The 26387-nt window shown below is 69.5% G+C and carries 26 protein-coding genes; 21 read left to right on the plus strand and 5 right to left on the minus strand.

The window, feature by feature from the left end; translation table 11 throughout:
• The first annotated feature begins 236 nt into the window (after positions 1 to 236).
• From E1294_RS11020 to E1294_RS11070, 11 genes are all read left to right on the plus strand, one after another.
• A complete protein-coding gene (locus E1294_RS11020) occupies positions 237 to 1646 on the plus strand; it encodes a hypothetical protein (protein ID WP_132507475.1) in 1410 nt (469 codons plus the stop codon).
• On the plus strand, positions 1643 to 2035 hold the full coding sequence (locus E1294_RS11025) for a hypothetical protein (RefSeq protein WP_132507477.1): 393 nt from the start codon (positions 1643 to 1645) through the stop codon (positions 2033 to 2035). The genes E1294_RS11020 and E1294_RS11025 overlap by 4 nt, the downstream gene beginning before the upstream one ends.
• 12 nt (positions 2036 to 2047) lie before the next feature.
• Positions 2048 to 3178, plus strand: a complete 1131-nt coding sequence (locus tag E1294_RS11030) for a hypothetical protein (RefSeq protein ID WP_132507479.1) — start codon at positions 2048 to 2050, stop codon at positions 3176 to 3178.
• Positions 3175 to 3804, plus strand: coding sequence for a hypothetical protein (locus E1294_RS11035; RefSeq protein WP_132507481.1), 630 nt, complete (start codon positions 3175 to 3177; stop codon positions 3802 to 3804). Before E1294_RS11030 ends, E1294_RS11035 begins: the two co-directional genes overlap by 4 nt.
• Entirely contained in the window at positions 3717 to 4910 is a 1194-nt protein-coding gene (locus E1294_RS11040; protein WP_132507483.1) for a sensor histidine kinase, read from the plus strand. Before E1294_RS11035 ends, E1294_RS11040 begins: the two co-directional genes overlap by 88 nt.
• Positions 4907 to 5575 (plus strand): response regulator, encoded by a 669-nt coding sequence (locus tag E1294_RS11045; RefSeq protein WP_132507485.1) that lies wholly within the window; start codon positions 4907 to 4909, stop codon positions 5573 to 5575. Before E1294_RS11040 ends, E1294_RS11045 begins: the two co-directional genes overlap by 4 nt.
• Positions 5576 to 5841: 266 nt before the next feature.
• A complete protein-coding gene (locus tag E1294_RS11050) occupies positions 5842 to 6324 on the plus strand; it encodes a carboxymuconolactone decarboxylase family protein (protein WP_132507487.1) in 483 nt (160 codons plus the stop codon).
• Between the two features lie 104 nt (positions 6325 to 6428).
• Positions 6429 to 6911: a sigma-70 family RNA polymerase sigma factor family protein gene (locus tag E1294_RS11055; RefSeq protein ID WP_246082939.1), complete on the plus strand. Its 483-nt coding sequence runs from the start codon at positions 6429 to 6431 to the stop codon at positions 6909 to 6911.
• 55 nt (positions 6912 to 6966) lie between these two features.
• Entirely contained in the window at positions 6967 to 7200 is a 234-nt protein-coding gene (locus tag E1294_RS11060; RefSeq protein ID WP_246082940.1) for a zinc-binding dehydrogenase, read from the plus strand.
• A 296-nt stretch (positions 7201 to 7496) separates the two neighbouring features.
• A complete protein-coding gene (locus E1294_RS11065; RefSeq protein WP_132507489.1) occupies positions 7497 to 8450 on the plus strand; it encodes an endonuclease/exonuclease/phosphatase family protein in 954 nt (317 codons plus the stop codon).
• 88 nt (positions 8451 to 8538) lie between these two features.
• Positions 8539 to 8970 carry a peptidase inhibitor family I36 protein gene (locus E1294_RS11070; RefSeq protein WP_132507491.1) on the plus strand — a complete coding sequence of 144 codons (432 nt, stop codon included), beginning with the start codon at positions 8539 to 8541 and terminating at the stop codon, positions 8968 to 8970.
• A gap of 201 nt (positions 8971 to 9171) precedes the next feature.
• On the opposite strand, the gene E1294_RS11075 is transcribed toward E1294_RS11070, so the two are convergent.
• The gene (locus tag E1294_RS11075; RefSeq protein WP_132507493.1) at positions 9172 to 9702 is read right to left on the minus strand and encodes a VOC family protein; all 531 of its coding nucleotides are present in this window, start codon (positions 9700 to 9702) and stop codon (positions 9172 to 9174) included.
• 643 nt (positions 9703 to 10345) lie between these two features.
• On the opposite strand from E1294_RS11075, the gene E1294_RS11080 reads away from it, so the two are divergent.
• Positions 10346 to 10561, plus strand: coding sequence for a hypothetical protein (locus E1294_RS11080; RefSeq protein ID WP_132507495.1), 216 nt, complete (start codon positions 10346 to 10348; stop codon positions 10559 to 10561).
• A 38-nt stretch (positions 10562 to 10599) separates the two neighbouring features.
• On the opposite strand, the gene E1294_RS11085 is transcribed toward E1294_RS11080, so the two are convergent.
• On the minus strand, positions 10600 to 11808 hold the full coding sequence (locus E1294_RS11085) for an MFS transporter (RefSeq protein ID WP_132507497.1): 1209 nt from the start codon (positions 11806 to 11808) through the stop codon (positions 10600 to 10602).
• 59 nt (positions 11809 to 11867) lie between these two features.
• Between E1294_RS11085 and E1294_RS11090 the strand changes: the two genes are divergently transcribed.
• Entirely contained in the window at positions 11868 to 12866 is a 999-nt protein-coding gene (locus E1294_RS11090; protein WP_132507499.1) for an ArsR/SmtB family transcription factor, read from the plus strand.
• A gap of 597 nt (positions 12867 to 13463) precedes the next feature.
• Here the strand turns inward: E1294_RS11090 and rox are convergent.
• Positions 13464 to 14888 (minus strand): rifampin monooxygenase, encoded by a 1425-nt coding sequence (gene rox / locus E1294_RS11095; RefSeq protein WP_220447664.1) that lies wholly within the window; start codon positions 14886 to 14888, stop codon positions 13464 to 13466.
• Between the two features lie 729 nt (positions 14889 to 15617).
• Between rox and E1294_RS11100 the strand changes: the two genes are divergently transcribed.
• The 6 genes from E1294_RS11100 (at position 15618) to E1294_RS11125 (ending at position 23647) form a co-directional block, all read left to right on the plus strand.
• Complete coding sequence (locus E1294_RS11100; RefSeq protein WP_132336153.1) at positions 15618 to 16070, plus strand: hypothetical protein; 453 nt, start codon at positions 15618 to 15620, stop codon at positions 16068 to 16070.
• A 508-nt stretch (positions 16071 to 16578) separates the two neighbouring features.
• On the plus strand, positions 16579 to 17589 hold the full coding sequence (locus tag E1294_RS11105; RefSeq protein WP_281284411.1) for an NAD(P)-dependent alcohol dehydrogenase: 1011 nt from the start codon (positions 16579 to 16581) through the stop codon (positions 17587 to 17589).
• A gap of 101 nt (positions 17590 to 17690) precedes the next feature.
• Positions 17691 to 19517 (plus strand): glycoside hydrolase family 15 protein, encoded by a 1827-nt coding sequence (locus E1294_RS11110; protein ID WP_132507505.1) that lies wholly within the window; start codon positions 17691 to 17693, stop codon positions 19515 to 19517.
• Positions 19514 to 20884 (plus strand): glucose-6-phosphate dehydrogenase, encoded by a 1371-nt coding sequence (locus E1294_RS11115; RefSeq protein WP_132507507.1) that lies wholly within the window; start codon positions 19514 to 19516, stop codon positions 20882 to 20884. The genes E1294_RS11110 and E1294_RS11115 overlap by 4 nt, the downstream gene beginning before the upstream one ends.
• Complete coding sequence (locus E1294_RS11120) at positions 20884 to 22653, plus strand: IlvD/Edd family dehydratase (protein ID WP_132507509.1); 1770 nt, start codon at positions 20884 to 20886, stop codon at positions 22651 to 22653. Before E1294_RS11115 ends, E1294_RS11120 begins: the two co-directional genes overlap by 1 nt.
• Positions 22640 to 23647, plus strand: a complete 1008-nt coding sequence (locus E1294_RS11125; protein WP_165977222.1) for a C-terminal binding protein — start codon at positions 22640 to 22642, stop codon at positions 23645 to 23647. The genes E1294_RS11120 and E1294_RS11125 overlap by 14 nt, the downstream gene beginning before the upstream one ends.
• Before the next feature lie 242 nt (positions 23648 to 23889).
• Here E1294_RS11125 and E1294_RS11130 read toward each other — a convergent pair whose 3' ends face one another.
• On the minus strand, positions 23890 to 24150 hold the full coding sequence (locus E1294_RS11130; RefSeq protein WP_132507511.1) for a transposase: 261 nt from the start codon (positions 24148 to 24150) through the stop codon (positions 23890 to 23892).
• Between the two features lie 435 nt (positions 24151 to 24585).
• On the opposite strand from E1294_RS11130, the gene E1294_RS11135 reads away from it, so the two are divergent.
• Both E1294_RS11135 and E1294_RS11140 read left to right on the plus strand, forming a co-directional pair.
• Positions 24586 to 24864, plus strand: coding sequence for a dihydrofolate reductase family protein (locus E1294_RS11135; RefSeq protein ID WP_132507513.1), 279 nt, complete (start codon positions 24586 to 24588; stop codon positions 24862 to 24864).
• Between the two features lie 91 nt (positions 24865 to 24955).
• Positions 24956 to 25732, plus strand: coding sequence for a maleylpyruvate isomerase family mycothiol-dependent enzyme (locus tag E1294_RS11140; RefSeq protein WP_132507515.1), 777 nt, complete (start codon positions 24956 to 24958; stop codon positions 25730 to 25732).
• A gap of 389 nt (positions 25733 to 26121) precedes the next feature.
• Here the strand turns inward: E1294_RS11140 and E1294_RS11145 are convergent.
• Positions 26122 to 26387, minus strand: a 266-nt coding sequence (locus tag E1294_RS11145; protein WP_132507517.1) for a cytochrome P450, incomplete at its 5' end; no start/stop codon positions are given.

A 26387-nucleotide genomic window follows, 5' to 3' on the forward strand; every position in this document is an offset into this window, starting at 1 on the left:
GCCTGCGAGACCGCATCGCTGAGGAGCCGCCTCGTCCGCGACATGAGACCTTTGCTCTCCCCGGATGCAGCCGACATCCCGCGAGATCGAGGTCAACGAACAGGGCCGGGCCGCTCGCACCGCCGGCAAAGATCGCTGGTACCCCATCGACTGTGCCCGGCTAGTTCCCAGGAACTAGCCGGGTCAGTGCCCGCGCCTGATGCGCTCGGCATGAGCGGATTCCTACGCTCTGGCTCGTGCTCAAACGTGCTCTGATCCCGGTTCTCCTCGCGCTGCTGGCCTTGCTCGCCTGGGCAGGTCCGGCGTTGGCGCACGGCCGCACGGCGGAGGCCGACGTGCGCTTCGCCCAGTCGATCGCCGGGATGGAGATCACCGTTGTGGTGCGGGCGAGCGTGCAGGTGCCGGCGCCGCTGCAGGTGGACGTGGTCGCGCATGTGCCGGGCGAGGGCGGCAGGGTCGACCTGGCCCTGCGCTCCGTGGCAGGCGCCGGCTCCTCTCCCGGCCCCGGCCCCTCGACCGGGGCGGTGACCGTCGAGGCGGGGCGGCCGGGGATGTACCCTGTGGTGCTCGCCGTAGACCGGGTCGGACCGCACGAGCTGGAGCTCCGCGCCGGCGGGGAACGGTCCGTGTTGCCGTTCGCCGTGCTGGTTGCGCGGGCGCCGCTGTGGGAGGTGGTCGTCTACGCGGCCTCCGCGTGCGCGGCGGTGGCCCTGATCGGCGCCATGGCGAGCGCGGCGCTGTCCAGGCGGGTGCCCGCCGGGGGTTTCGCGGGAGCGTTCCTGGTGGCGACGGTCGTGGCGTTCACCGCCGGGTTGCTGTCCCCGTATTTCGCGCCCGCGATGCCGGAGGGCGCACCGCCCGCGCCCTCGCCGGACCTGCTGCTCGGGCGGCCGAACGCGCAAGCGGCGATCGAGGTGTTTCCCGGGGCGCCTAGGAACGGCTCGGAGTTCCGCCTGCGGGTGGAGCTGTTCGACGGGTCGACCGGCCTGCGGGCGGACGACCTGGTCGAGCACCATGCCGCGCTCTCGCACGTCGTGGTGACCAGCCAGGATGGCTCGTACTTCCGTCACGTGCACCCGCTGAGGACGGCACCGGGCACATACGAGGTGCGGCTGCGCGCGCAGGAGGCGGGCCGGCATCTGGTGTACGCCGAGTTCGAGCGGGCCGACGCCGGCGGGCAACTCGTCTCCGGTGAGTTCAGCGTCACCGACGAGCCGCCAGGCGCGCGGCCGGACGCCCCCGCTCCCAGCCGCGCTCCCACCGGCCATCCACCGGTCACCGGCGAAACGCCGCCCGGTGAGGCCCCGGTCACCGAGCCGGCCCGGCCGGTGGCCGGCCGGCCCGTACGCCTGATGCTCGACACCGGCGTCGCCAGCCTGCAGCCGTGGCTCGGCATGGCCGGGCACCTGATCCTGCGCAGCCAGGACGGCGGCTACCTCGGCCACATCCACGAGGCCCGATCGATGGCCCGCACCTCGCGGCGGACTCCGGACGAGTCGGTCGCGGGCTTCGGCCGCCAGCTGGAATTCGTCTTCACCTTCCCCCGGCCCGGCCGCTACCTCGCCTGGATCCAGTACGCCAGGAACTACGAGGTCGTCACCGTGCCCTACGTCATCGAGGTCGGCGCAGAAGGGAGCCCGCGATGACACGGCGCCACGCGTTCGTGGTCCTGCCCGTCATGCTGCTCGCGGCCGGGATCCTGTGGCTCCTGCGCGGCGGCGAGGCGCAGGAGCCGGTGGAGCTGACAGGTAGGGGCGCGCACTACGCGGTCGTGATCGTGCTCGAACCGCGCACCGGGCCGCTGCAGGCGCGGATCGCGCTCGATCCCGCCACGCCCGCCGAGGTCTCGCTGTTTGGAGTGATGCCCCACATGGGGCACACGACCTCGGAGATCGCCGCGAAGGGCGACGGTGCCGGACGTTATGTGGCGCGCGGCGAGCTGTTCACCATGCCGGGTGTGTGGGAGATCAGGGTGGGCGTGCGGGGCGCGTCCGGCACGGACGTCATCAAGGTCAACACCATCGTCGGAGATTAGGAGACGCCATCCATGGCCATCAGACCGATAGTCGACCCGCCCGATCGCACCACCAGGAACAGCGGCGTCGCTCGTGACGTGCCGCGCAGGGAGGTCGCCGGGGCGTGGTTCCTGATGCTCGGCTACACCGTGCTGCTGGTCGGCATGGTGTGGGACGGGCAGTGGCACGGCGACGTCGGCCCCGACAACTTCTGGACCGCGCCCCATCTGCTGCTCTACTCAGGCACCGCCGTGATAGGCCTGACCTGCCTGATCGTCGTGCTGTTGTCGACCTGGTCGCGTGGGCCGGCGACGGAGACCCCGTCGGTGACGGTCTTGCGCACTTTCCGCGCGCCCTGGCCGTTCCTCGTGGGCGGTCTCGGCGCCTCGGCCAACCTCCTGTACGCGGCCGCCGACCTGTGGTGGCACGAACTGTACGGGTTCGACATCGCGGTCGGGGCCACACCCTCGCACTTCGGGCTGGGCCTGTCGATCCAGGTGGAGATCTTCGCCATGGTGATGGCGTTCGCCGTGCTGCGGCGTACCCGCGCGGAGCGGTGGGGTCTGGCGCTGGCCATCGGGATCGCCACCATCGGCTCGACGTCGGCGTTCGGCATGGCCTCCGAGCTGATCTTCAGTTGGCTGCCCGGGATCGCGCCGCGCGTGCTCGGGCTCGGTGCGGCGGCGGCGCTGACGTTGAGCCTCATCGTCGGTCTCACCCGTGGCTGGCAGTGGCCGGCCGCCGCCGGGCTGGTTTTCCTGGTCGTGCAGGGAGGGCTCGCCTTGTTCGCGCCCGCGGCCACACGCTGGTACGCCGACGCGATCGACCAGCCGATGCGCGACTACACCACCGGCCTGCCGCAAGCGCTGATCGGCTTCCCCGTCACCTTCCCGCTCATCGCGTTGCTGACCGGCGGCATCGTGGCGTGGGCGATCCGGCGGGGCGTGAGCCCGGTGTGGACCACGGCGCTGGTGGGCGCACTGGCGGGAATCAACACCGCGCTCTTCTACAGCGTCGTGGGCATGGAGATGAACCTCCTGGCCACGCTGGCGGCGGTGACCGTCGTCGGGGCCGGAATGGGCTGGCTGGGCTGGCAGTGCGCCACCATGCTGCGCATGTTCGGCCTGCGTGGTCCGGCGGCCGGTGGGGCGGTGACGGCGTGACACGCATCGTGAGTGCGCTGGTGATGACGGTGACGGCCGCCCTGCTCATCGGCACCGGGCCGGCCATGGCCGCGCCCCGGATCGCCGACGCGGGCCAGAACCGGCGCGTGGGCGCACCGCCGTTGCCGGGTGAGATCGTCCACATGGAGACCGTGCGCATGAGCGACCGGTCCACGATCACCGTATCGTTCACTGAGTGGCCGATCCGTGCCCTGCAGTCGCTGGACTTCACCTTCGAGCCGGCGGGTGGCATCGAAGGGCGCACCGGGCTGGTCACGACGGTCTCACCCACCGGCAACCGCCGGGGCCTGGCGGGCATCGTCCTGCAGCGACGTGGCGACAGCATCGTGCTGCCGCGGCACCCGAGGGCGCGCCAGGTCTGGGGACTGGACGTCGTCTCGCTGCCGGAGGAGGGAACGTGGCGGTTCGAAATCGCCGTGGAAGGGCCGGACGGGACCTCCACGGGAGTCCTGCCGCTCCCGGCGATCGAGCAGCCGGGGCCGCCGATGCCGCTGAGCTGGACGGTCGCCCTGGCGCCGTGGGCGCCGGTCACCCTGCTGCTGGCGGGAAGCTGGTTGCGGACCCGCAGGATCCGGCGGAGCGTCACACCCACCTGGAATGGCTGAGTGAGGCCCTGCTGTCCGTCCTGCCGCCGCTCGCCGGCTGGCTGATCGGGCTGGCCGGCGAGCTGGGTGACGAACTGGCCGTACTACTGGCCCTGGCGGGCGCGCAGTCCGTGGCGCTGATGTGGTCGCGGCGGTTCCCGCTCACCGTGCTGGGCGTGGTCGTCTGCCTGGAGCTGACGCTGGCGCTGCTGAAGATGCCCGTCATGGTGGGCCCCCTGGTCGCCGCGTCCCGTCTGGGGGCGTGGGGCCGGGGGAACCGGAGGGTGATCGGCGTCGTCGCAGTGCTGGCCCTGCTGCTCACCGGCCTGCCGATCACGTTGTTCGCCATCGGCGACCCATTGCGGGTGGTGGCGGTGTACACGGCGATCGCCGTGCTGTTCGTCGGGTTCTGGACGGTCGGGCGCGTGGACGGTCGCCAGCGCGACCGGATCCGCGCGTTACAGACGCGCTCGCGGCTGCTGGAGGCCGAACGCGCCCAGGCCGAGCGGCGGGCCGCGGAACGTGAGCGGGCGCTGCTGGCCCGGGAGCTGCACGACATCCTCAACCATTCGGTGACCACGATGGTGGTGGACGCCGAGGCGGGCGCCGACACCCGCGACAGCATGGAGGACACCCTGCGCCGCGTGGCCCACACCGGCAGGGAGTCGCTGGCAGAGCTGCGGCGGCTGCTCGGCGTGCTCAGGGAGGCGCCGCCCGGGCACGACCCTCTGACGCCGCCGCCGAAGCTCGACCAGCTCGACGCGCTGGTGGCCGCCCTGCCTCCGGGCGGGCCCCGGGTGCTGATGACACGCCGAGGACACGTACGGCAGGTGGACGCGAGCATCGAGCTGGCGGCCTATCGCGTCGTGCAGGAGGCGCTGACCAACGTCGCCAAGCACGCCGGGCCCGTCGAGGTGCGGGTGCTGCTGGCCTACGAGCCGGCACGCCTGACGATCCGGGTCACCAACCCGGTGCGCGGCACGTCGGGAACGATCGGGAACGGAGCCGGCGTGGGACTGGTCGGCATGCGCGAACGTGTCGAGCTGCTCGGCGGCTCGGTCCGCGTCTGCGATGATCGTGGCGTCTTCGAGGTGTGCGCGACCCTGCCGCTGCGGAGCCTGTCGTGACCGGCATCCGCGTCCTGGTCTGCGACGACGAGCAGCTCCTTCGCGAGGCGCTGGTCAGGCTGGTCGGAGCGGCGGACGACCTCACGGTGGTGGGCGCGGTGGGCGACGGGGCGGCGGCGCTGGCGGCTGTGGCCGAGCACCGGCCGGACGTCGTCCTGATGGACATCCGGCTGCCGGGGATGGATGGCATCGAGGCGACCCGCCGCATCGTGGAGCGCAACGCCGGCGGCCCGACACGGGTGCTGATCCTGACGACGTACGACCTGGACAGCTACGTCTACGCCGGGTTGCAGGCGGGGGCCAGCGGTTTCCTGCTCAAGGACGCGCCCGGCGAGCGGATCCGCGACGGCATCCGCATCGTCGCGGCCGGGCAGTCGGTGCTGGCACCCGAGGCGACCACCCGCATGATCGAGGCGTTGCAGCCCATACTGCCCACCGACGAGGACCGAGCCCTGTGGGCGGCCGCCGAGCGGCTCACCGACCGCGAGCGCCAGGTCTGCGAGCTGATCGCCCAAGGCATGTCCAACGACGAGATCGCGGCCCGGCTCGTCATCAGCCGCTACACGGTGAAGGTGCACGTGTCGAGCATCCTGGCCAAGCTGGGGCTGCCGGACAGGGTCCACGTCCTGCTCTCATGGTCGCGGCTGCGTGGGCTGAGGCGCTAGCGGGCGGCCTCACCACGAGACATTGATCGTGCCGGCGCCACCGTTCGGACGGCGGGCCGGGGCCGGTTGCGATCCGGACGTCTCCAGCGGCTCCGTCCACGGCGAGTCGTCCTGGCACCTCCGCCTGGAACAGACCATCCCACCGGCGATCGGACTTGCCCGAGGCATCACGGGGGAGACGCAGGTCACATCCGGTTGGCCGTGACATCTCGCCGGACTGTTTCGTCGGTGGGGGTGTAACAGTCAACACGACAAAGGAGAACAGCGTGGACGCCCGTCTCGACTTCCTCGGCAGCCCGATCGCGGCGAAGCTCCTGAAGCACGTCCTGTCCGCGGGCAAGGTCGTGAACGATTCGTCCCTGCCCGCCGCGACGCAGGAACTGGTGGCGCTGCGCGTCAGCCAGATCAACGGCTGCAGCGTATGCGTCGACATGCACACCAAGGAGGCCGCGCACCACGGGGAAAGCTCGGTGCGGCTCAACCTGGTCGCGGCGTGGCGGGAGGCGACGGTCTTCACCGACGCCGAGCGGGCCGCCCTGGAGCTGGCCGAGCAGGGCACCCGCGTCGCCGACGCGGCCGGCGGCGTCACCGACGAGGCCTGGGCGAACGCCGCCAAGCACTACGACGAGGACGAGCTCGCCGTCCTGGTGGGCCTCATCGCCATCATGAACACCGTCAACCGGCTGAACATCATCACCCAGCAGCCCGCCGGCGCCTACCAGCCCGGAGGGCACGGCCAGCCCGGATGACGGCCGCATCTGCCTCGACCTGCGCGGGTCCGCGCGGGCCCGGCGCGAGCGTTATGTAGGCGAGTGGATCCCCGGCCGAGCGTGTCGCGTTCATCCTGCGCGATGTGTTCCGCTACTCCTTCGCCGAGGTGGCCGAGATCGTCGGCCGTACGCCGGCGGCGTGTCGTCAGCTGGCCTGGCTGGCCCGCCGCCGGATTCGCGCGTCGCAGGGTCCCGCGACTCCGGCGGGCCGGCAGGCCGGCATCGTCAGGGAGTTCAAGCAGGCATGGGAGGCCAAGGACATCGACGCCCTCGTGGGCCTGCTCGACCCTGACGCCACGGGGACCGCCGATGGAGGCGGCCTGGTCAGCGCCATGCTGCGCCCGATGGAAGGAGGCGAGCGGATCGCGCGCGCCTTCGTCACCGTCGCCGGCCTGGCACCCGGCCTGGCGATCCTGGAGCGTACGGTCAACGGCCAGCCCGGTCTGGTGCTTCAGCAAGACGGCGTCACCGTGGTGGTGCTGGCCTTCGACGTCGCAGGCGACCGGATCAAGCGCATCTGGTCGGTGCTGAACCCCGACAAGCTCCGGCCTTGGGCGACGCTCTGAGGTGCGCTGTCACCAGGGGCGAGACGTCTCGTGTCCGGCCGGAAGGGTCGCGGTCGTGACCGGGGCGGGCTTCGTCCTCGTCGAGCCGGACAACGCCGCGATGGCGACGATCGCCGAGCTGGTCGAGGCGGGGCGGCTGCGCGCCGAGGTCGACACCGTGCTGCCGTTCGAGCAGGCGGCCAAGGCTCACGAGCTCGGCGAGACCGGCCGCACCACGGGAAAGATCGTGTTCACCGTCACTGGATGTTCGGGGATCGCTCGTTTCACCACCCCGCGGGCTGACGCGTAGACGGCGGGCGGCCAGTGGACCGGCCAGAACCGCGCGGGCCGATGCATCGGATCAGCGAACGCGGCTCTTGGCCGGCCCTTCGACGGCGAGCTGGTCGCGGCCGGCGGCGTGGACGATCGACGCCAACGCGAAGCAGTTGCGGCCCTGAGCGCCTGCGACTTGTCGATGCCGGTTCCGCACGGCGGAGGCCACGCCCGTCCTATCAGGAGGGATCTTTGTCCACTATCTGCCTGGTGGCACAAACCCCCCTTCGGCAGGATCGCTGAGAGCTGATCACGAGGAAAGGGACGGCCCTCATGCGGATCTCAAGTGTGCCGGGGTTCGGGCGGCTGTTGTGGACTGTGGTGGCGCTCCTCGTCACCACCGCTGCCCTGCCGACGGCTCCCGCGTCGGCGGCCTCCTCCGCGACCGCGACGTACAAGATCTGGCACTGGAACATGGCCGGGCATCATTCGCATCTGGGCTCGACCACGAACGGCATCATCCAGGCGATCGCCGGATCCATCAGCTATCGCGGGCCGGACTTCGTGTCGATCAACGAGATCTGCCGCAACCAGTACGGCGCCGTGATCGATGCCCTTCAGGGCATGGGCTGGCCGCAGAATCTCACGAACTTCGCCCGCTACGAGCCGATGACGGCGGCGGGCGACCCCGGCTACTGCGCCGGGCACGGCATCGGCATCGCGATCTTCAGCCGTTTCGCGCTGGGCGACACACTGCGGCAGACCCTGCCCTACGACGGGTCGGGCAAGCAGCGCAAACTCCTCTGCGCGCACGTCCCCGCGCAACCCAGAACCAGATTCTGCACCACCCACCTGACGACCGTCGCCGCCTACAAGTCCGCTCAGCTGGGCCGGGTGCACGGCGTCCTGGAGTCCTACCGCTCCAGGGGGGACGTCCCGATCATCGCGGGCGACTTCAACGTGCAGCCGGACTCACCGCTGCTGAACACCTGGTACGACACCTCGGTCAACACCGACGCCAACCACGGCAACATCGGCCGTTACCACGAGCTCGACGACCGCGAGGCCGTGTGCCCCGGCTGGGGCGAGCAGACCACCGAGAGCAACAAGCTCGGGGCCTGCGGCCAGTCGGGGAAGGTCGATCTGATCTTCGTCCCCGCCGAGCGGCTGACCCGCTACAGCGCCGACGCCCATCCGATCGGGCACGTCTGCGGCGGCAACCGCGACAAGCCCTGCTCCGACCACCGCATCGTCGAAGCCACCGCCTCCGTCACGACCGGGGAGTGAGTCGACCTCGCTGAACGACCCGGGCACCTCGCCTTGGTTCGTCGTGCCCGAAATCCGTCGGGCGCCGCTGATGACAGAAAGGAAAGCGATGAATCTCACGAAGAAGGCCACCATCGCCGCGCTGATCGCCGGAGCCTGCGTCGCCGGAACGTCCGGTGCCGCCTCCGCCACGCCCGAGCGCGCCGAACTCCCGGGTGTCGTCTCGATCGAGGGCGGCGACGCGCCGGTGGCCACTGCGGCGGCCGGCAGCCTCTGTGTCTATCAGGCCAGGGAGTATGCGTCGGGGCGGTATTGTCTCAGCACCGGCGATGGCGATCTGCGCAACAACTATTACCACGTCGGCACCGCGTCGGTTAACGACACTGTGAGTTCGTTCGTCAACCGGACCGACTATGTCGTCGAGTTCTGTAACGTGATCAACTTCGGAACGCCCTGCGTGTACGTTCCCCCGATGAGCGCGGCGCCGGACCTCGCCGGCTGGGACAACAGGTTCTCCTCCATCCGGTTCCACCCGGCCTGACCAGCAAGCTGTCCGGCCTGGACCGCTCACCTGCGATCCAGGCCAGGTGGCGGCGTACGGCCGGAAGACGGCAGCGACCGCCCGATCGCGACGAGCACGTGGGCGCGAGTTTCGACCCCTACCACCTTAGCCATCCGGATCGCTCCCATCGATTGAGCCACCGGGAGCGATCCGGTCCCGCGAGCCGGAGAAGCGCTCGCCTTACGGCAGGAGCGTGCGGATCGGCTGCTGATTGCCGGAGTTGGCGATGCCGCGCAACGTCTCGTCAAGCGAATCGAACATGTAGGTCGAACCACCCTCCCAGTGCGGTACGGCATCCCCGCCCCTTGCAGGGGCGTACAACCACCAGATGTTGCCCCACGGGTCGCGCAGACGTGCCAGGTCCTCACCCCCGTAGAACGGCGTCACCTCGGTGATCACTACGGCCTTTCGTTCGACGGCGCGGTCCAGCACCTGCTGGGCATCGTTCACGTAAACCTGAAGCAGCGCCGGTATGACAGGCCAGCCTGGCTGCCTGTCGGCCAGTAGGAGCGCGGAGTCACCCATCTGCACTTCGGCGTGGATCAGTGCTCCTGAGGGCATCGGCGTGCGGGCTTCGGCGCGTTCCTTGCCGTCAAAGACCTCTTCGATGAAAACGATCAGTTCGGCTGCGCCGTCGACGATGGCGAACGGGTTGATCGTACGCTCACCTGGCGGTAGGTCGGATCCCGTGCGAACAAGAGGTGGCGACATGTGATCCCTTCTCGTGGTGTGTGACCGCCACCGTAAAACCCCATGAGGAAGGCTGGCTTCCTCGTTGGCTGTCGCCTCGGCATGCGCGACGAGAAGGTGAACCCCGAAGGGGTTGTCCGCCACACCTCGGACGAGCCGGGCATGCGGCTCAGGACTGCCGACGCGGTCGTGACGGTGGCGCCCGGAGCTGCATCGGCCGTTCGGGCCCTGCCGGCGAGAACGGACCACTTCGACCTCGGCGATCTCGGCACGCCGCTATCGCCCCCGGCTGTGACCTGCCCACTCGGCTCATCGAGGCACGCCTGATCTGTGCTGCGGCCTGTCCGCGGCACGACGTTTGACCGTATGACGGGACCCCCGGTCGGTGGACATGCGGGTCTGGGAAATCCTCAGGAACAGGAAGGCATCGACCCGTCCCCTGAGAGGACATCGGTCACATGGCCAGAGTTCCTGCGCTCCCAAGCGACGCGCTGCCTGCCTGCGACTTCATCGAGACCGTCACCTCGAACGGGCAGCGTCAGTACATCCTCGCAGCCATCGCGCGTTCGCGTGCTGGGCACCACCTGCATCGCGTCAAACGCCGCCACGATGGCTCTGAGCTGTGGTTTGACGGGGTCCGTCTGCCCAGTCAAGATCGCCTCTTGTGGTTGTCCGCCTGCTCTATCCGATCGCGCTCCGGGTCTTCGGCCGGCTGATGTTGCTGGGCCGCAGCCAGGTATCGAAGGACGCGGAGCTCATGGTGTTGCGTCACGAAGGGGCAGGCCGGACGGCCGAAGCCGGACTGCGGATTGCTCGTCAGGTGGATGGGCTGACCGTCCTCCTTACGCGTGATGACGATGGCGAGCGTCTGCACCCTTGACCAAACCCTCCTCCGACATCGGCCCTCCTCATGCGGTGCTACGTCCTCGGCGACGCGAGCACGCGCCAGAGACCCAATACGGCCAGCAGGGACGCCGCGCCCGCCACGCCGACGACCAGGCCGGGCGCCGACACCTCGCCCAACGCCCCGCCGCCGGCCGCGAACAGCCCCTGCAACGTCATGGTCCCGGTCAGCGCCAGCCCGAAGGCCTGGCCTCGGTTCGCCTCCGGCACCGCCTCCAGGAAGCGCCGGGCCAGCCCCAGCTGGTACGCGACCCCGAACCCGGACACGGCGAGCAGCAGCGCCGCGATGATCGGCCCGGGCGTGAGCACGAACCCGAGCAGCGGCGCGCCGAGCAGCAGTGCCAGCGGCCCGGTCAGCCGTTCCCTTCGTTCCGGGGTGACCAGCCGGCCGATCGCGAGGTCGCCGGTGAGCATGCCGAGCGCCACGGCGGTGAACAGCAGGCCGGCCGAGTCCGGCATGCCGATCTGGACGGCGTACGGGACGAGCACGCCCTCGGCGCCGACCACGAGCGCGGGCGGCAGCCACTGGGCCAGCAGCAGCGAACGGATCGCCGGCCGGCGCAGCAGTTCGCGATTGACGCGCCAGGTCTCGCGTACCGCGTACCGAGCGGCCGTGCCGCGCCGCGGCCGCTCGGCCAGCCGCAGGCGCAGCAGCGCGGCGGACAGCAGGCAGCTCGCCACGGTGATCCAGAGCGCGCCGTACGGGCCGAACGCCGCGATCAGCATCCCGCCCACGGCGAAGCCGAGCACCTGCGTGCCGCCGGCGGCCATGGAGAACACAGCCCGGCCGAGCACGTACCGGTCGCCGTCGAGCAGTTCGGGCAGCAGCGCGCTGCGCGCCGCGGAGGCGACCGCGCTGGGGATGCCGGTGACGAACACCAGCACCAGCATCGCGGTGGGGGAGAGCAGCCCGGCGGCGAGCACAGCGGCGACAGCGGCGCGGACCAGGTCGTAGCCGACCATCACGGCCCGCGGCGGCCACCGGTCGGCGTACGCCAGCAGCAGCGTGCCGCCTAGGGCGTAGGGCAGGAAGCCGGCGACGTAGGCCAGCGCGGCCAGCAGGGGCGAGCCGGTGCCGGCGTAGACGGTCACCGAGAGCGCGAGCATCTTCACCGTCTCGCCGCCGAGGAAGAACGTGTAGCCGGTGAACAGCACGCGGAACTGGCTTACCGCGAACACCTCGCGGTAGGTGGCCTGCGCCGGTGCGGCCTGGAGCGTCGTCATGCGGGCCAGTCTCGGGGCGGTGCAGGCGTAGGCGTTAAGCTTTCGCGTGGAGGCGAAAGATGCTTGCCATCGAAGTCGGGCCGATCGACGTGGCGCACACCCGCTACGCGATCTCACCGCTGGGTGAAGCAATGAACGCGCTGCGGGTCGCGGCGGGCAAGCAGCCGGCCGGCCCGCTGCGGCCCTGGGCGGAGCGCATCGCGTCGCGGTACGCGCGGCTGCTCTGCGAGACGCCCGCGGTCGGGGCGCTGACAACGCTGTTCCGCCGCGACGGCTACAACGCCGACTTCATCCATCCTCCGCCTTCGGGCCTCGGCGACGACTTCGCCGTCGAACTCGCCGCGGTGCGGGCGACCCCACTGCGCCAGGTTCGCGCTGAGATCGCCCGCAACCTGGCCGGGCTGCGTACGCCGCCGCGCCACGTCCAGCAGATCCTGGCCGCCCCGGACGTGCTCACCCGGCTTTCTGACGCGATCGAGGCGACCTGGCACGCGCTGGTCGAGCCTGACTGGCCGCGGCTGCGTACGGTGCTGGAACGCGACCTGGTGCACCGCGCCGGGCACCTCGCCATGTACGGCTGGGCCGCGGCGTTGTCCGACCTGGATCCGCGGGTGGGCTGGCGCTCCGAGGGGGCCGACGGTGTGATCGAGGTGCGCACCGGCCCTCGGAACGAGTGGGAGCGGCACCGGCTGGGCGGCAAGGGACTGCTGCTGATGCCGACCGTCTTCGGCACCCTCATCAGCTACGTCGAGCCGCCCTGGCCGTACGCCCTGGTGTATCCGGCGCGTGGCGTCGCGAACCTGCTCGGGCCGCCGCCTGCGCAGGGCGGTGCGGCGGCGCTGGCGCGGCTGGTCGGCCCGCACCGCGCGCAGGTGCTGCGGGCGCTCGCGGTGCCGGCGACGACCACGCAGTTGGTCCGCCAGCTGGGTCTCAGCCTGGGCGCAGTCGGCGGCCACCTGGCCGTGCTGCGCGAATCGGGCCTGGTCACGCGGACGCGGACCGGCCGATCCGTACGCTACGAGCGCACCCCTCTGGGCGGGACCCTGGCCGGCGACTGAGCGCGGCCACCGGTGGCGGGCGACGCACCGTTCTGGCAGCGGGCGCGGATTCCTGACAATCAACGTCGCGAGCGGGCGGCCGCCCTCGGTGCGACGGGTTGCCAGAAGTGCGCGGAGCCATCGGACCAGGCCGGAGGCACCCGCCGACCACCTTCGTGAGCGGGACGACGCGAACAGCGGCCGGACGCTGGAAGTGTTCCCCTTGCCCGTTGCCGACAGGGTCCTTCGTTGTGCCGGTCGGCCGGCCCGGCGTCGGGCATCACGGGAAACGCCGGTCACCGTCACCTATGCGACGTCGGGCCGGGTCATCAGCGGCGACCGCAGATGCGACTCCAGGCTGGGGCCGGTCAGAGGGGCACGGTGCTCCACGTCGCCACCCACCAGACCCCGCCACACACCGACCTTCACCGCGTCAGACCTTCACCGCATCGGGCCGGCACGGACACCAGACTCGCCGGAGCCCTGGTCGAGACCCGGACAGCACGACTGGCCACCGCCCGCCACGTCTGTGCGGCATGACCACACGAACCAGTCCCCGCCGTGATCTCGACCCGAGACAGGCGTGTTCGCATCTCCTTCTCGGTTGCTCAGGCGAGATCAGTTGGCGGGCTTGCCGAACCAGCGGGAGAGGTGGTCGTCCAGGTCCTGCTGATCGTCGCCGATCCAGGCGACGTGGCCGTCGGGGCGTAGCAGGACGCACGGGACATCCAGTGCCGCAGTGGGATCCGCGAGGTCATCGACCCGGTCTGACCAGCCGCCGACGGTCAGGCGTCCGGTGCGGTCCAGCAGCAGGCCGCGGCCGCGGTGCAGCAGGCCGTAGAGGCGGCCCTGTTTCACGTCGATGTCGCGCAGGCGGCGGCCGAGCAGGTCGGGGCCTTCGCCGAAGTCGTAGCGGATGCCGATCGCGGTGATCTTCTCGATCAGATAGCGGTTCACCTCGTCGAAGTCCATCAGTTCGGTGAACAGCCTGCGCACGGCCTGCGGGCCCGGTTCGGTGGACAGCAGTTCCATCTGGGCGCGGGTGTTGTCCAGCACGTCCTCGGCGACCGGATGACGTTCGGCCTGGTAGGTGTCCAGCAGTGTTTCCGGCGCCCAGCCGCGGATCTGTGCGGCCAGTTTCCAGCCGAGGTTGGATGCGTCCTGAACGCCCAGGTTGAGGCCCTGGCCGCCGATGGGCGGATGGATGTGTGCCGCATCGCCGGCCAGCAGCACCCGCCCGACCCGATAACGTTCGGCTAGCCGGGTGGCGTCTCCGAAGCGGGACATCCAGCGCGGGGAGTGCACGCCGAAATCGGTTCCGGCGATGGTGCGCAACTGTTGTGTGAAATCGTCAAGGGTGGGCGGTTTCGCGCGGTCGCTGACTCGCGCGGCGGGGACTACGACGCTATAGACCCCTTCGCCGAAGGGCCGGAGCCAGAATCGCTGATGGATCTCGCGGAGTTCGGTCACCTTGGCGGCGATCTCCTCCTGCGGCACGCCCACTTCCATCTCGCCCATCAGCGTCTCGGTCCTTGAGGGCGCGCCGGGGAAGCCGACACCGAGCAGTTTACGCACCGTACTGCGCCCGCCGTCACAGCCGACGAGGTAGCGCGAACGCAGCTGTTCCCCGTCGGTCAGCTCGACGGTCACACCCTCGTCGTCCTGCTCGAAACCGCTCACCGCGCAACCGCGCCGGACCTGCGCACCCAGTGCGATCGCATGTTCTTCGAGCAGATGAACGATGACCGGCTGCGGGATGCCCAGCAGATAGGCGTACGCGGAATCCAGGCCCTTGGGCGCGGGTTTGGGGATGGCGGCGAAGAAACCGCCGGCCGGACGTTGTCTTCCATGGTCGAGAATGCGATCCAGCAGTCCGCGCATCGCCATCAGCTCGAGACTGCGAATATGCAGACCGACGATGCGGACGAACGACGCGGGCTCGGTTTCCTTTTCCAGAACGAGTACCCGCACATCGTGCAGCCGTAGTTCGGCGGCCAGCATCGCACCGGTCGGCCCGCACCCGGCGATGATCACATCGAACATGAGGGGCGCACGATCGGCGCCGGAGACCGGCGACCAGAGAACTCCGGGGACGTCGCCCACCGTGGAGTCACGCTCGACCCCGTCGTTCGACGGCGGCTCGGCGGTGACCTGCTGAGAGTGCATAGGTGTTGCCTTTCGGGAGTGCCTTGTTGGCGAGGCGCTCCCGGCGACACCTACGTCAATCGCCCGGCCGTGACGGGAAGGGGGAGCACCCACAGCGATGCAGCGTTCATGGGTCTCACCTCCTCGGGCGGTGTCACGGTCAACTGCAAGCTACAAGCCCGAGCATCATCCCGTCCAATCCTTTCCCGGCCACGTGATCACGACTTCCGACGGGCCCGTGCGGTTCACCAAGGTCGCTCAGAAAGCAATCAGCCGCCCCGATAGGGCAGCACGCCCACCCATGAATGATCAATAGAGACCGGATCGCGAATGTCATAGCGCGCGCCGGCCCAGGTGGAGAAACTGCTGAGCCCTGCACGATCGGTATTGAAGGAGGTGGCGCGGATAAGGTCCGCGCCCTGGTCAACACCGCCGACCCGGCCAGCGGCGTACCGGACGTGGTCACACCGAAGTTGCCGAAGGCGAACTGCAGGGACACGCGCGCGCCGTCCCCCGCCTGGCATACCCCGGATATACCGCACATTTGTATGGTCCTGCCGTTGGCGTCATTCGACGAAAGGCAGCATCATGTGGAAACCGTCCACGTCAGCAGCCAGAAGGATCGCCGTGGGACTGGCAGCGTCCATGATCGCCACGGGCGTGGCAATGGTCGCCCCATCAGTGGCATCCGCGTCCCCTGGGTACCACCTCTACACCAAATGGAGCGGTGCCGGGAAGCCGTGCAAAAAAGGGTCCAAGACGAAGGCGTACGACACCGTCATTCCGCGCCACAAATACGACGAGCGCCACGTCAAGATGATTTTCGGAATCCCCACGGGATACAGCTACGCGCGGCAACGGGCCTTCAACCTCGCCCGCGTCGAAGCGGTATGCAGTAAGAGGTATGCGACGGGGCCCAACAACTGGCAGTGGTGGCAGGCTTACTACGGCCTCGAACGCGGCAAGGTCAGCCGCCTGAAGCAGGGAAAACACACGTGTAGTCGTTCCGGCACCTGCGGGAATGCGCACTCCACCAAGTACGGAACCTGGCGAGCGGGCTGGACCCACTTCAAGATGTGAGTGCCGGCGCCGGAACGACTCGGGCCCTTCCCCAACAGCCGCCACTGGGAGAGGGCCCTTCATCCTTTTCGCGTGTCGGCCATCGTCTGCACCCGCGACCGCTCGGCCGCCCCGCTCCAGCCGTCATCGGGGGTTGTCCAGCGAACCTGCTGGTCAGTCGCATTGAAGGTCGTCACGGCAAGTCAGGCAAGTAGACCCCAGCATGCCGAGCATGGGGCCCAGCCGACGCTGCGGCGTCGTCCCAGACCAGCAGTTGGGTGCCAACCCCGAGCAGTTGCGGACCCTGGATCCGGCGCGGCGGTCCCCGCATCTGGTGGATGACCGCCCTTTGGCCGCGTTCGGCCTTTCCTCCGCGGACAATCCACAGGGGAGGGACCGAAGTTAAACGCCGAGATCGACAGGGTAGAGCTGGGCATGTTTGCGGCGTTTTCGGGGACGCCGGACACGGGGAGCATTCGGGGGCACGATGCAAGCGTTCGTGATGAGAGAAATCGGGCAGGTCGGGTTGATGGACAAGCCCGTCCCGCGGCCGGGTCCGCTGGATGCCGTCATACGGACGACCGCTGCGTTGATCTGCACGTCGGACTCCCACACTGTCCAGGGCGGCATCGGGCCGCGGGAGAACCTGACGCTCGGCCACGAGGGCGTCGGCGTGGTGCACGAGGTGGGCGACGAGGTGACGGCCTTCCGGCCGGGCGACCGGGTTCTGGTGGGGGCCATCACTCCCGACTGGGGCGATCTCGCCTCCCAGAACGGTCATCCGTCACAGTCCGGCGGGCCGCTCGGGGGGTTCAAGTTCGCCAATTCCAAGGACGGGGTCTTCGCCGAGTACTTCCACGTGAACGAGGCCGACGCCAACCTGGCGAAGATCCCCGACGGCGTCCCCGACGAGATGGCCGTCTACTGCGCCGACATGCTCTCGACCGGGTTCATGGGCGCGGAGAACGGCAACATCCCCATCGGTGGGACGGTGGCCGTGCTCGCCCAGGGCCCGGTGGGCCTCATGGCCACCGCGGGCGCCAAGCTGCGTGGCGCCGGCCTGGTCATCGGGGTCGAATCGGTGCCCAGCCGGCAGAAACTCGCCCGCGACTACGGTGCCGACGAGATCGTCGACTTCACCACCGAGGACGTCGTCGAGCGCGTCCTCGACCTGACCCAGGGGCAGGGCGTGGACACCGCCATCGAAGCCCTCGGCGCGGACGTCACCTTCCAGACCGCCATAAAGATCACTAGACCAGGCGGGACGGTGTCCAACACCGGCTATTACGGAGAAGGGGAGTTCGTGCGCATCCCCCGCATCGAATGGGGCGTCGGGATGGCCGACAAGACGATCACGACCGGCCTGTGCCCCGGCGGCCGGCTGCGCATGGAACGGCTGCTGCGTGTCCTGGAGAGCAAGCGGCTCGATCCCACGCACATGACCACCCACACGTTCCGCTTCGACGAGATGGAGCGCGCCTTCGAGGTCTCGGACAAGAAGCTCGACGACATGGTGAAAGTGCTGATCACCTTCTCGTGACGAAACTGATCATCGTTCGGTAACGGACAGCCGCGACGTTCGCCCGCCAGGAGCGCCCCCCTCTCCGCTGGTGCACGTCGGCACGGAGGAGAAGGCAAGGCATGCTCGATCTCGATCCACCCTTCCGCCCGGTGCACCGCCGGGAGGGCTATCTGGCGCTGGAGAATCTGGGTCTCATCGGTGACGGCACGACGGCGGCGCTGGTGGGCGTCGACGGTTCGATCCCGTGGCTGTGCCTGCCCCGCTTCGACAGCGACCCGCTGCTGTGCGGCCTGCTGGATGATGAGCGCGGCGGCCACTTCACGTTGACCGTGGACGACCTGCGCGAGGCCCGGCAGTTCTACGAACCGGACACCGCGGTGCTGGTGACCGAGTTGCGCGGCCCGACCGGCCTGGTCCAGATCACCGACGCGCTGGCCCTGCGTGCCGGCGCCGACCTGAGCGACGACGCGGGCGGCGGCCGGGGCGAACTGGTCCGGTCCGCGGTCGTGCGGGCCGGCACCGTGCGGCTGCGGGCGGAGCTGGAGCCGCGCGGCGGCGGGCAGGCGCGGGCCCTTTACGACGGTCTGGAGGTGCGTGTCTCCCGGCGGCCTGACCTGCGGCTGCATCTGCGTTCCAACCGTCCGTTGACCGGCCTGCGCACCGCGCACGACCTTCAGGAGGGCGACCGCCTCGATGTGGTGCTGTCGTGGGGCCGCACCCACCGCCATCACCGGTTCGACCCTGAGGCGATGTTGCGGCAGACCGCCGAGGCCTGGCGACGCTGGATGGGCAAGTGCAGCTACCGCGGCCCGCAGGAAGCGCTGGTCCGACGCTCGGTGATCACGCTGAAGCTGTGCGACGACTGGGGCAACGGCTCACTGGTCGCGGCGCCCACGTCCTCGTTGCCCGCACCGATCGGCGGGGTGCGCAACTGGGACTACCGCTACACCTGGATCCGCGACGCCGCCTACTCCGTGTTCGCGTTGCGCCGCGTCGGCTTCGAGGACGAGGCCGACGCCTTCCTCGGCTGGGTGCTCGACGCCTTCGAGCAGAGCCGCCATCCGCGCATCATGTACACCCTTGACGGCCGCCCCGTACCGGAAGAGATCCACGACGCCGACCTGGAGGGTTACCGGCGCTCGGCGCCGGTGCGATGGGGCAACGGCGCCGCCGACCAGCGCCAGCACGACGTCTACGGCGAGGTGCTGGACTGCGCCGACCAGTGGCTGCTCCCCGGCCGCGAGCTCCAGCCCGCGCTGTGGTCCGGTCTGGCGGAGCTGGCCGAGGCCGCCGCGCACACGTGGCAGCAGCCGGATCAGGGCATTTGGGAGGTACGCAGCGAAGGCCGGGTCTTCACCTACTCGACCGGGATGTGCCAGGTGGCCTTGGACCGGGCCGCGACCATCGGTGAGCGGCTCGGCTTGTCCGGGCCGATCGCCACCTGGCGCGCCACCGCCGAGAAGCTCCGCCGGCTGATCCTGGACCAGGCATGGAACGAGGACAAGCAGTATCTGAGCGAGCACCTCGACGGCGGCGGCCTGGACGCCAGCCTGCTCGCGCTGCCGCTGCGCAAGGTCGTCCCGGCCGACCATCCACGCATGGCGGCCACGACCGCGGCCATCGCCGAACGCCTGTCGGCCGGTGACGGCCTGCTCTACCGCTACCTGCACGAGCACTCGCCCGACGGCTTGCCCGGCGATGAGGGCGCCTTCGTGTTGTGCAGTTTCTGGCTGGTCGACAACCTGATCCTGCAGGGCCACCAGGACCGGGCGGAGGACCTGTACACGTCGCTGTGCGCCCGCGCCAACGCGGTCGGGCTGATGCCCGAGCAGATCGACCCGTCCACGGGAGCATTCATGGGCAACTTCCCGCAAGCGTTCAGCCACATCGGGATCATCGCCAGTGGGGTCAACCTCGCACGAGCGAAAGCAGGCAGCACGGCATGATCGACCGGCTCATCATATTCGGCGCCACTGGCGACCTCAACGCCCGCTATCTGCTGCCGGCTCTGGTCGCCCTGCGCGCGGGCGGGCACCTCGCCGACCGGTTCGAACTCACCTGCGCCGACCGGCAAGGCTGGACCGACGAGGAGTTCCGCCGCTGGGCGTCCGCCCAGCTCGACCGGCACGCTGTGATGGAGCCCACCGAGGCCAGGAAGGCGATCGCCGACTCCGCCCGATACCGGCAGGCGAACGCCACCGACGTCGCCGACATCGCCTCGCTCGTGGCCGGTGGCGGGTCCGTCGCCGTCTACCTCGCCCTCCCGCCGGCGATCTTTCCCGGCGTGGTCGCCGCCCTCGGCGCCGCCGGCCTGCCGCCGGGCAGCCGGATCGTGCTGGAGAAGCCGTTCGGCGAAGACCTCGACAGCGCGGTGGAGCTGAACCGGCTGCTGACGGGCGTCGTGCCCGAGCAGGCGGTGTTCCGCGTCGACCATTTCCTGGCCATGACGACCGTCCAGAACGTGCTCGGCAGCCGGCTGGCCAACCGCGTCCTGGAGCCCATCTGGAACAGCGCGCACATCTCCGAGGTGGAGATCGTCTGGGACGAGACCCTTGCCCTGGAGGGCCGGGCGGGCTACTACGACGGCGTTGGGGCGCTCAAGGACATGGTGCAGAACCATCTGCTCCAGGTGCTGTGCCTGGTGGCCATGGAACCGCCGCTCAGCCTCGGCGAACGCGACCTGCGGGACCGGAAGATCGACGTGCTCCGCTCGGTGCGCCCGCTCACCGACGACGACGTCGTACGCCGCACTCACCGCGCACGCTACCTGGCCGGCCGCGTCGGCGACCGCGACGTCCCGTGCTACGCCGAGGAGGAGGGCGTGGACCCGCGGCGCCGTACCGAGACCTTCGCCGAGGTAGAGCTGGAACTCGAAAGCTGGCGCTGGTCCGGCACGACCTTCCGGCTCCGTTCCGGCAAGGCGCTCGGCCATGACCGCAAAGAGGTCGCAGTGCGCTTCCGGCCCGTACCGCACCTGCCCCTTGGCCTCGACGAGGAGGCCGTGCCCAACGTGCTGCGCTTCGGGCTGGAGCCGGAGAGCATGACCCTGGCGCTTGCCGGCATCGGCAGCAACGCCCGCACTCTCGCCCCGCTCACCCTCACCGCGCAGCCGGCTCCCTCCGAACTGCCTGCCTACGGCCGGCTGCTGGCGGATGTGCTGCTCGGGAACGCGGCGCTGTCCATCCGTGCCGACGAGGCCGAAGAGGCCTGGCGGGTCCTCGAACCGGTCATGTCGGCTTGGTCCAGGGATCTGGTGCCGCTTGTCGAATATCCGGCCGGCTCGGACGGGCCCGCCCGAGTGAGGAGCAGCTGATGCCGTCGCCGGAGCGCGCCACGGGCGGCCTGCGCAGCCAGGTCTGGTGGGACAACGCGGGCAATCCGGAGATGACGGCCCTGTATCTCGAACGCTATCTCAACTTCGGGCTGACTCCGGCCGAGCTCCGGTCCGGCAGGCCGATCATTGGCATCGCCCAGACGGGGAGCGACCTCGTTCCCTGCAACCGCCACCACCTCGACCTCGCCGACCGGGTCAAGGACGGGGTTCGCGACGGTGGCGGCATCCCGCTCGAGTTCCCCGTCCATCCGCTGCAGGAGACCGGCAAACGCCCGACTGCCGCGCTGGATCGCAACCTCGCCTACCTCGGGCTGGTCGAGGTGCTCTACGGGTATCCACTCGACGGAGTCGTGCTGACGACGGGCTGTGACAAGACCACGCCCGCGTGCCTGGCCGCGGCGGCGACGGTGAACATCCCGGCGATCGTCCTGTCCGGAGGGCCGATGCTCAACGGCTATCGCCAGGGCGAGCGGATAGGCGCGTCGGGCTCAGGGCTGGTGATCTGGCAGTCGAAGCGGCTGCTGGCCACCGGGGAGATCGACTACGACGAGTTCATGGCGCGCGTGTGCGCTTCCGCGCCCAGCATCGGTCACTGCAACACGATGGGCACCGCGCTGTCGATGAACAGTCTGGCCGAGGCCCTGGGGATGTCCCTACCGGGCTGCGCGGCGATCCCGGCCCCATATCGCCGGCGAGCGCAGATGGCTTACGACACAGGCCGTCGAGCGGTGGATCTGGTGCGCGAGGACCTCACTCCGCGCAAGATCATGACCTTGCGGGCTTTCGAGAACGCGATCGTGGTCGCCTCGGCCATCGCCGCCTCCACCAACGTGCCCATCCACATCAACGCCGTCGCGCGACACGTCGGGGTGCCGTTGTCGATCCAGGACTGGCAACGAGTCGGAGCCGACATCCCGGTGCTGGCGAACGTCGCTCCCGCCGGTGAGTTCCTCGGCGAGGATTTCTACCGCGCCGGCGGTGTCCCCGCCGTCATGCGGTCGTTGCTGACGGCAGGGCACCTGCACGGCGACGCCGTGACCGTCTCCGGCCGTACCGTGGCCGAGAACCTGGCCGATGCCCCGTCCGCCGACCCGACGGTCATCCGTCCCTTCGACGAGTCTCTCGCCGCGCGCGGCGGCCTTCTCATCATGACGGGCAACCTGTTCGACTTCGCGGTCATGAAGAGCTCGGTCCTCACCGACGACCTCCGCGCGGTGTCCGACTATCGCGCCGTCGTCTTCGACGGGCCCGAGGACTACCACGCCCGCATCGAAGATCCCGAACTGGGCCTGGACGAGGGCTGCATCCTCGTCATCCGCTACACCGGGCCGATCGGCTATCCGGGATCAGCCGAGGTCGTGAACATGGAGACCCCCGCCGCGCTGCTCCGGCGAGGCATCACCACGTTGCCCACCCTCGGTGACGGCCGCCAGAGCGGCACCTCGGATGCACCGTCCATTCTCAACGCCAGCCCCGAGGCCGCGGCCGGGGGCAATCTTGCCATCCTGCGTACCGGCGACCGTATCCGCATCGACATGGACAACGCACGCGTCGACGTCCTTCTGCCGGATGAGGAGATCGCTGCGCGGTGGGCTCACTACACACCGCCGGTATTCGAAAACCAGACACCGTGGCAGGAGATCTATCGCTCCACGGTTGGACAGCTGGACAGCGGAGGCTGCCTGGAGCTGGCTCTGTCCTACCAGGATCTCGTACACACCAAGGGGATTCCCCGTGACTCGCACTGACGCCAGAGGCACCATCATGATCGCCGACTACGACTTCGGCGATGTGGACATCGAACGCGCGATCGTCGAGGGCGCCGGATTCGAACTGCTCGCCGCGCAGTGCAAGAGCGAGGATGAGGTGATCGAAAAGGGCCGGGACGTCGATGGCGTGCTGACCCAGTACGTTCGGGTCGGTTCTCGCGCCATCGACGCGTTCACCCGGTGCCGGGTGATCGCTCGCTACGGCACGGGCGTGGACATCGTCGACGTCGACGCCGCGACCCGGCGGGGCATCCAGGTCACGAACGCGCCGAACGAGTGGTGCGCCGAGGAGGTCGCCGATCACGCCGTCGCGCTCTGGCTGGCCGCCGCCCGCAAGATCTGCGTATACGACCGGGCGACCCGGAAGGGCGTATGGCAGTGGCAGAGCGGGGAGCCGATCTGGCGGCTGCGGGGACGGGTGTTCGGGCTGCTGTCCTTCGGCTTCATCGCACAGCTCATCGCCGAACGCGCCAGGGTGTTCGGCGTTGAGGTCTGGGCGCACGACCCGTTCCTCGACGAGTCCGAGATCCGATCGCGCCAGGTGCGGCCGGTGTCCTTCGACCAACTCGTGGAAGGCGCCGACTATCTCGTGATCCAGGCGCCGCTCACCCACGAGACACACCACACCTTCGACCGTACGACGCTTCGCACGATGAAGCCGACCGCCATCCTCATCAACACCGGGCGTGGCCCGATCGTGGAGGATGCGGCGATCTACCAGGCACTGACCGAGGGATGGATCGCGGGAGCAGCACTGGACGACCTCGAGGAGGAGCCCGCGAAACAGCGCGACTGGCGTCCGCGCACCCCCTTGTTCGCGCTGCCCAACGTGATCATCACCCCCCACGCCGCCTACTACTCCGAGCAGGCCATCACAACAGTGCGGCGCATCGCCGCAGAAGAGGCCGTACGGGTCCTGACCGGGCAAAGCGCCCGTAGCCCGGTCAACGACGTGACGGCCGGCTCACCCTGAGGGGACTGTACGGTTAAGTACAATTGGACACTCCCGCTCCAGATGGTGCTGTATAAGAACTAGGCCTTATCGGCCCGGCCAGCCATCTAGACTGCCATGGGGCGTCGGACCCGGGCTTCTTTGAAGCCGGTCTACCCGGTGACGGTGACTTCGTTGACGGCGGCGCGAGCGGCCGTGTGAACGATCTCGATATTCGGCTCGGGCGCGATCAGTGGGGAGCAATCACGTTAGGTGATCTCATCTCAGTTGTGGAGAGCCATGGCGCGCAGGAGATCGTAGTTCGCGCGACCGAACATGAGCCTCTTCAGGAACTTGAGTGTGCACACTCTGCCTTCGACTGCGCCGCTGCTGTAGGGCAGGGTGAGTCCGTTGCGGACGGCGTCGTGGTCGCGTTGGAGTCCGTTGGCGAAGGCGTGGAGGGCGGGTAGGAGGTCGATGCGGATAGCGGCGATCCACGCGTCGAGGTGGTGTCCCTGGAGCTCGGACATCATCTGGGCGAACACGCGGACGTGTCGGGCGGTGGCGCAAGTCCGGGGCCGCTCTCCAGGATGCGCTGCAGGTGAGTGGTGTCGGTGCTGCTCAGGTTGCCGGGGCGGGTCATGAGCCGGCGGACCACGCGGCGGCGCTGGGGCTGTGGGTGCCGCGGGTGGACTTGTGGGTCCTGGCCGCTCGGGTGCGGCCGTCGGCGGGACGGAACTGGTTCGGGTAGCGGCGAACGGCTTGGACGTCGCCTGTCCATCCCTGGGTCTGGAGCTGCGCCGTCGTTCGCGGGCGCCTTCCAACCCGCTCCCCTCCATGAACGCCGGATCGGAGAACCCCCGATGGGACAGCTCCGTCTGGCCTCAACTGACGGAGGACCCCGTGCTCGGGCGCTTCGCCGGCCGGATCAACGCCCTGCCGAAATACGTCGCGTCGCGCACACTGACGGAGCCGCTGGAATGGAACGCACCCTCATCAGTGGTGAACTCGACCAGGCGGTGGCGGGGCCGAAGAACGCGCACAGCGGCAAGTTGATCGTCTCCGGCGCCGGAGAGCTCGCCCATGCTCCCGCCCGTCAGGGACTGGTCGACGAGTTCTGGCTCCGGGTCCATCCCATGCTATGGGCGACGGGCCCGCGCATCTTTGACGGCGTCGCCCCATCCGCCTTCAACTGGTGGCCGCGACCCCCGTACCGGTCGGGCGTCGTGTGGCTGCGCTACCGGCCCGCGACCGGCTGATCCGGCCTGGCCGAGGAGCCAAGGCAAGACGAACTGACCCACTCATCACGACAACCAACGGGAAGATCACAAAGCACTTGGAGGTGCAGCGATGGACACATCCGCGTATTTGAAGGCCGTTGTCGAGCAGACGAGCACGTTTGCCGATTGGGTGCACGGCAGGGATGCGGCGGCCCTGGTGCCGACATGTCCGGAGTGGACGCTGGCCGATCTTGTCGACCATGTCGGCGGGACACAGCGTATGGTGGCAATGCTCGTGGGTGAGCAGATGACCGACCCGAGCAGAGCGTACGCCGGCTACGTTCCGGGCCCGACCGATTCGGGCCAGTGGCGCGCCTGGCTGAGCGACGGCGCGGCCGAGGCGAGACAGGCGTTCGCATCGGTCTCCGATGACACGCCGGTGTGGGATCCGTCGGGCGGCGCCGCAGGCGTGCCGTTCTGGTCACGTCGGCTGTTCGGCGAGGCTTGCATCCATCGCGCAGACGCGGCTGCGGCGCTCGGCATGCGGTACGAGCTGGCGCCGGAGCTTGCCGTTGCGGCCATCGAGGACTGGCTGGACACGATGACTTCCCGCGGCTATTGGGAGAACAGGCCGGGCTTCGCCGATGCGATGCGCGGGGGCGGTCAGACCCTGCATTTCCACGCGACCGACGCGCCTGGGGAGTGGGTGGCCCGCCGGGAACCGGACATGGTCGCGCTGGAGCGCACGCACACCAAGGCGGACGTCGCGGTACGCGGCCCAGCCGTCGATCTCCTGCTCGTGATCAGCAGGCGTCGCCCACTGGAGGCGGCTCCTACGCTGGAACTGCAGGGGGATCGGGCACTGCTCGACCACTGGATCGAACACATGGACTGGGTCACCGGCTGACCCACGCTTGGATGCAACCGCGCGCCCAGAGATCCATTGGTGTGGTGCTCTGGTCGCGTCCCGGACAGATCACGAGCGGGCGGGCGCCGGCTCCCCGCGGTGGGTGGTGACCCGCCTGCCTCGTTGCAGACGCCACCACTCCACCGCGGGATCACTTCGTCAGCTCCAGATGGGGTCGCGTCGCATCATCCACACCTCCTTTCAGGGCAGGACGCCGTCCGCCGGTTGCGGACGGCACGAATCCCGGCTCGTACGTCCGGCGCCTTGGGCGTGGTCGCGCCATCGACGCGCCCACCAAGCCCGCCGCGATCGCCAGAGCGCCGGGTTCTCGCCACACGCGGTGATCCGGTCATCGTCGCGGGTGGTGCCGACCCCCAAGACCCGTGGGCTCACCAGGTCACCCGTAGCGCGTTCAGGCCGAACACGACGCTGAAGACCCGGAAGTCCACCTGCTCGTGCGGGTCGGCCAGGGCGAGGCCGGGGAACCGCTGGAGCAGGAGGGGGAAGGCGATGCGCATCTCCATTCGCGCCAGCGGCGCCCCGAGACAGTGGTGCACGCCGTGGCCGAAGGCGACATGACCGGCGGCTCCCCGGCTGATGTCGAGGGTCTCGGGATCCTCGGCGAAGGCAGGGTCGCGGTTGGCGGCGGGAAACG

Source organism: Nonomuraea diastatica, assembly GCF_004349015.1.
GTDB classification, from domain to species: Bacteria; Actinomycetota; Actinomycetes; order Streptosporangiales; family Streptosporangiaceae; genus Nonomuraea; species Nonomuraea diastatica.